This is a genomic window from Vibrio sp. V39_P1S14PM300, from assembly GCF_009904765.1.
Lineage (GTDB): Bacteria > Pseudomonadota > Gammaproteobacteria > Enterobacterales > Vibrionaceae > Vibrio > Vibrio proteolyticus.
This window is the reverse complement of the sequence record NZ_WXWP01000147.1, coordinates 1-5,456: the sequence shown is the minus strand read 5'-3', so window position 1 is coordinate 5,456 and position 5,456 is coordinate 1. Positions and strand designations below refer to the sequence as shown.

Genomic DNA, 5,456 nt, shown 5'->3' with positions numbered 1-5,456 from the left:
GGGTATGCTCCAATATATTTGCATTGGGTGATATTTATCCGAATGGGTGCTGTTATGGGAGGAAACGCATGCTGATCCGGTTTGCTTTGTGTTAGCCTGAGAGCTTATGGCTCAGATGCAAAGGTGAGTAAATCAATGAAGATTTTTAGCAACTTCGACAGTGGCAGCATTCACATCGTTAGCGCCGACGATAAGGACAACATCCAGTTACGGATCCCGAATGACAACCAGTCTGAATTCTATCAATGGTTCCATTTTCGTCTTGAAAGTGAGGCGGATGTGGCACACACATTCCATATCGGTCAACTGGCGAAATCGGCGTATCCGGAAGGGTGGAAAGATTATGATGTTGTGGCGTCTTACGACCGTGAAGAATGGTTCCGTGTCCCTGCCGAATTTGATGGTGATACGCTGAGTTTTACGGTGATCCCTGAACGTGGCTCAATGTATTTCGCTTATTTTGCGCCTTACAGTTATGAGCGCCATCTGGATTTACTTCATCAGGCACAAAGCGAACACCACTGCACGCTGGAAACTCTGGGTCATACACTGGATGGCAATGACATGAGCTTGCTGACTTTCGGTGAGCCCGGGGAAGGTAAGAAGAATATCTGGATCATTGCACGTCAGCATCCGGGTGAAACCATGGCGGAGTGGTTTATTGAAGGCATGGTTAACCGCCTGCTGGACGACAGTGATACTGTCAGCCGCGCGCTATTGGAAAAAGCGGTGCTGTATGTGGTGCCAAACATGAACCCAGATGGCAGCATTCGTGGCCACTTGCGTACCAACGCCGTGGGTGTGAACCTGAACCGTGAATGGCAGACGCCGTCGATGGACAAGAGTCCGGAAGTGTTCTTAGTGCGTGAACGTATGTTGCAAACTGGCGTGGATATGTTCCTGGACATTCATGGTGACGAAGCGATTCCATATAACTTTGTGGCCGGCTCTGAAGGGATCCCGTCGTATGAGCAGCGTCTGGCTGAGCTGGAAAAAGCGTTTAAAGCGGCGTTGTTCACCATTACACCGGAGTTCCAGGACGAAGTCGGCTACGACAAGGACGAGCCGGGCAAGGCTAATCTGACCGTAGGTTCAAACTGGGTGGCAGAGCAGTTCAAGTGTTTGTCTTACACCATTGAAATGCCGTTTAAGGACAATAACAACTACCCGGATCCGCTTTACGGCTGGTCGCCTGAGCGCAGTGTCCTGTTTGGACAAGACGTATTAGCCGCCGCGCTGGCTGTGACCGATAAGATTTAACCTTTTAAAACGCAGGCGTTGAGCCTGCGTTTTTTATGCCGTTAGAAAATCTGCGGGCAGGCGTAAGATGTTCTTGCTACGCCGCCGCCCTGTTCAGCGTTACTCTGCGAGTAAGCAAATGAACAGGGAATTATTATGTCTCACCATCCTTCCTTTTGGTTTAAACAAGCGCTTGAACAAGAAATAGCGTCGGCCCCGCACGTACTCTCTCAAGATACTCAGGCCGATGTCGCGATAGTCGGAGGCGGCTACACTGGGCTGTGGACCGCAATTTTTATCAAGCAGCAACAGCCGGATCTGGATGTTGTCGTGATAGATAAAGGGCTGTGTGGCAGCGGCGCATCCGGAGCGAATGGTGGCTGCATGCTGACCTGGTCGACCAAATACCCAACGCTGAAACGCTTGTTTGGTGAGCAGCACGCCTCGTGGCTGGTGCGAGAATCTGAACAGGCGGTGTATGAGATTGAAACCTTCTGCCAAAAGTATGGAATAGAAGCGGAGTTGCGCCGCAGCGGGACCTACTACACCGCGACCAACCCAGCACAAAAAGATACCATGCAACCTACAGTGGATGAGCTTGAGCGTTTGGGTATCAACAGTTGGCATGCATGTCGTGATGAAGACATTGCTATGTTGGCAGGCTCCCGCCGACATATTCAGGGTTATTATTCAGCCGCAGCAGGGTCCGTTCAGCCGGCGTTGTTAGTGCGAGGATTACGCCGTCATGCTATCGGGCTTGGTGTGCGGATATATGAAAATACGCCGATGACAGAATTGACGTTTGGTGAACCAGCGAAGGTGCATACACCTCAGGGAATCATCTCAGCCAATAAAGTGGTGTTGGCACTGAATGCCTGGATGGTTGAGCATTTTCGACAGCTCAAACGCAGTATCGTTGTGGTGTCTTCTGACATGGCGATCACCGCGCCGATTCCGGAGCTGCTGAAACAACACGGCCCGGAGCCGGGTTGTGCGGTGGTGGATTCACGTATTTTCGTCCATTACTACCGGGATACGCCGGACGGACGTTTGATGCTGGGAAAAGGGGGCAACCGGTTTTCATTTGCGAATCGGGTTGATCCTATGTTCAATCAGCCAACGCGGTACCTGTCGTTGTTGACGCGCTCTTTCCAATGCCTGTTTCCTGATCTTGGTTCGGTTCGTTTCGATTATCACTGGAGTGGCGGCTCGGATCGTTCGGTCACGGGTCTGCCGTTCTTTGGCCACTTAGAGGAGCAACAGAATATCTGCTATGGATTCGGTTATTCTGGTAATGGTGTGGTACAGACGAGAATTGGCGGAAAAATTCTGTCCTCACTGGTTTTGGAACAAGATAATGACTGGGCCAACTGTGGACTGGCAAAAGGGCCGTTGGGATACTTTCCTCCAGAGCCTTTTCGCTGGCTTGGTGCAATGGTGGTGCGCGATGCAGTCCGACGTAAAGAAGCAGCAGAAGACCGTGAAGAACGCCCCCGGCGGATGGATAAGTGGCTATCGAAGCTCGCTGCTGCGGCCGGCAAAGCCGATAAACTGGCGTAAGCGTCACCAAAGTGTCACAGCTTGTTCATACAATGCGAAGCAAATCCTTTAGCCGAAATTCTGATGCCATCACTGCCACCTCTTAACGCATTGCGCGCTTTTGAAGCGACGGCGCGTCACCTGAGCTTTACTAAAGCCGCCGAGGAGCTGAATGTCACCCGGGCGGCGGTCAGCCAACAAGTAAAGCAACTGGAGCATTTTCTTGATGCCCGACTGGTTGAGCGCAAAGGCAGCCAATTGAGCCTGACTCTGCATGCGCTTCGTTATCTGCCGGTTCTGACCAATAGCTTTCAGAGTGTGTCGGCCAGTACCGAACAGTTATTTCTCAAAAGGCAGCGCGCAGAGTTGCATGTTAGGGTAGCGCAAAGCTTTTGCCATCAATGGTTGATTCCTAGGTTAGCGGACTTCAGGAGACAGTTTCCGGACTTTGCGATCAAGCTTACTACTACGTCCGATCCGTTGCCGGATGACAGTCATTGCGCTGATATTGAGATCCTCAATGGCTATCCGGGAAGCTATGCGAGTTATACGGCAAGGCGATTGACCCATGAGCGCTGGGTCATTGTCGCCAGTCCGGGTTATCTGAAGCTGAATCCGATTCGCACAATGCATGAACTTCTGGCGGCGGATAAGTTGGCGATCAGCGGTTATCAGGAGAATTGGGCACAGCTGTTCAGCCAGTATGGATTGGCAAAGCGCCGTTTAACCATGTCGATACAGTTTGATCATACCTTGTTAGCGGTGGAAGCGGCGGTCAACCATCTTGGTGTGCTCATGGTGCGTGATGTGCTGGTGCAGGAAGCGCTCAGGCAGGGAGCCTTGTGTCGGGTCGGAGAGTATGGCTTGGTAACGGAGGGAGGGCATTACCTGATTGTGCGTCACCAGAGTCCGATTTCGGATCACTTTTGTCACTGGCTGATTCAGGCCTTGCAATAAACAACCGCAGCGTTGCTGCGGTTGGTGGGTTATTCTGACCGATTGGCGGACGCCAGATCGGTTTTTTGCTCTTTCAGCAGAGTGACCGCCAGTTTGGTATCCGCTATCAATTGGCTAGTGTCTGCGTCGTCTGTATTTCTCAGCGGCAAAACCAGATAGTGAATACTACCGTTTTCTCTGGTGACGCCCGTTGCAATGATCACATCACCTTCAGACGCGGTACCGAAATACTCTGAGACCACCTCTGTTTCACTGACTCCGTAGCTGTCCAGGTAATCTGGATCCGTATTGTCAAACATGATCATCGAACCTTGTTTGATTAACGCTCGCAACTGAGTCTGTTTGTGCTCATCAAAGGGATAATCTGTGGTACTGATGTAGCTCACTTCTTCCGCTTCAATGAAGTCGTACAGTTCATTACTCAGTGGTGTGATTGGGGCTGACAACCATGGGGTGGTGTCAACCGTCTCAGAAACCACATCGACGTGAACTGGTGTAGGTGAGACGGGCGCGACAGTTTGGGTGTCATCGGAGTTTGAGGCTGGCACCACTGCTGTCTCAGTGGGGGGAGTCTCATTTTGTGCCTCGATGGCTGCCTCAATGTCGGCTGGCGACGTCGCTGGTGTCGAACTCAACCAGAGGATGCCGAGCGCAGCACACACGGTCAGCGCGCTACCAATCAGGAGTGATTTTTTGTTTGCCATTGGAATTATCTTGCCGTTATTCGTCGCAGGAAAAAGCCGGCAACCACACGTCATCAGTTTGTGGCCACCGGCAAAACTGTTAATGGTAGAGCGCGTCGTTCCAGGCGATGGTTACGGCTCGGCTGGTTTCGGTCCACTGACTGCTGTCGTGGTTTTTCTTCCAGGTATTTTCTGGAGTGGTGTACCAGCTGCACCAGTCGCGACCAAAGTAGTAGTTGGTTTTACGCCAGCCTGCGACCAGTTTGATCTCTGTTGTTTCCTGACCATCCTGAATGTCATTTTTACGGTAAACCGCGCCGACCTGTGGTTTGAAGTCAGAACGCATGACAACAGGCAGTTCGTTATAGTCAATCAGGTTGCCCATGTCGCAGCTGGTCCAGCGATACAGTAACCAGTCTTTTGCTGGCGTGTGGTTACGGATGGTGCGGTTTTCGATTAACCAACTGATGCTCTCGTTGGTCTGGTTAAAGTCCGCAACCGTCTGGAACTCTGGTTGATCGTAAGTCACTCGATTGCTCCAGGAAATACCACCGTTTATTGATGGAGACTGTGACGCGGTAAAGCCCAGGTTAAAGTCCAGCGATTCGCTTACCGATGCTGTCGCAATGGTATTTTCCGGAGCGTGACTCATATGACGCAGAGGTGCTCCATTGAGGTAGCTTAACGCCAGCTTAAACGCTGTTGGAACCGTGTAGCGGTAATCCCCACCGAACGCGAAACCATAGATTTGTTCTTTGTTTGGAACATTTGTCATATCGAAACCTGAGCCGCCGTTTAGGATCAATTTCGCTTCTTTGGCGCCATTAGGCAGTAAAGTCTGATTCCAGACGTTTTCCAGGGAGTAAATTAAGCGGATTTTTTTAGCGCGAGCGTCGCTATCATCCAGTTCTAGCAGGGTAGAGGTGTAAGCTTTCAGCGTGTCTTCAGCGTGTGCAGGTGCCAAAGCGCCAACCAAAGCGAGTGCAATGACACTCGCAGAAAGGTGCCGTTTTTTCATTGTTGTGTCCTATTTTAGGC

The 5,456-nt window shown here is 51.2% G+C and carries 5 protein-coding genes; 3 read left to right on the top strand and 2 right to left on the bottom strand.

What is annotated here, in order from left to right:
* The first annotated feature begins 135 nt into the window (after positions 1–135).
* From CAG65_RS07210 to CAG65_RS07200, 3 genes are all read left to right on the top strand, one after another.
* On the top strand, positions 136–1,260 hold the full coding sequence (locus tag CAG65_RS07210) for a M14 family metallopeptidase (RefSeq protein WP_161453096.1): 1,125 nt from the start codon (positions 136–138) through the stop codon (positions 1,258–1,260).
* A gap of 135 nt (positions 1,261–1,395) precedes the next feature.
* Positions 1,396–2,799: an FAD-dependent oxidoreductase gene (locus CAG65_RS07205; RefSeq protein ID WP_161453094.1), complete on the top strand. Its 1,404-nt coding sequence runs from the start codon at positions 1,396–1,398 to the stop codon at positions 2,797–2,799.
* Between the two features lie 63 nt (positions 2,800–2,862).
* On the top strand, positions 2,863–3,735 hold the full coding sequence (locus tag CAG65_RS07200) for a LysR substrate-binding domain-containing protein (RefSeq protein WP_161453097.1): 873 nt from the start codon (positions 2,863–2,865) through the stop codon (positions 3,733–3,735).
* A gap of 29 nt (positions 3,736–3,764) precedes the next feature.
* On the opposite strand, the gene CAG65_RS07195 is transcribed toward CAG65_RS07200, so the two are convergent.
* A complete protein-coding gene (locus CAG65_RS07195) occupies positions 3,765–4,439 on the bottom strand; it encodes a topoisomerase I (RefSeq protein WP_161453092.1) in 675 nt (224 codons plus the stop codon).
* A 79-nt stretch (positions 4,440–4,518) separates the two neighbouring features.
* On the bottom strand, positions 4,519–5,436 hold the full coding sequence (locus CAG65_RS07190; protein ID WP_161453090.1) for a leukocidin family pore-forming toxin: 918 nt from the start codon (positions 5,434–5,436) through the stop codon (positions 4,519–4,521).
* Positions 5,437–5,456: the final 20 nt, after the last annotated feature.

Coding starts and splice junctions, on each gene's coding strand:
- CAG65_RS07210 (WP_161453096.1), top strand. CDS start 136: ATGAAGATTTTTAGCAACTTCGACAGTGGCAGCATTCACATCGTTAGC.
- CAG65_RS07205 (WP_161453094.1), top strand. CDS start 1,396: ATGTCTCACCATCCTTCCTTTTGGTTTAAACAAGCGCTTGAACAAGAA.
- CAG65_RS07200 (WP_161453097.1), top strand. CDS start 2,863: ATGCCATCACTGCCACCTCTTAACGCATTGCGCGCTTTTGAAGCGACG.
- CAG65_RS07195 (WP_161453092.1), bottom strand. CDS start 4,439: ATGGCAAACAAAAAATCACTCCTGATTGGTAGCGCGCTGACCGTGTGT.
- CAG65_RS07190 (WP_161453090.1), bottom strand. CDS start 5,436: ATGAAAAAACGGCACCTTTCTGCGAGTGTCATTGCACTCGCTTTGGTT.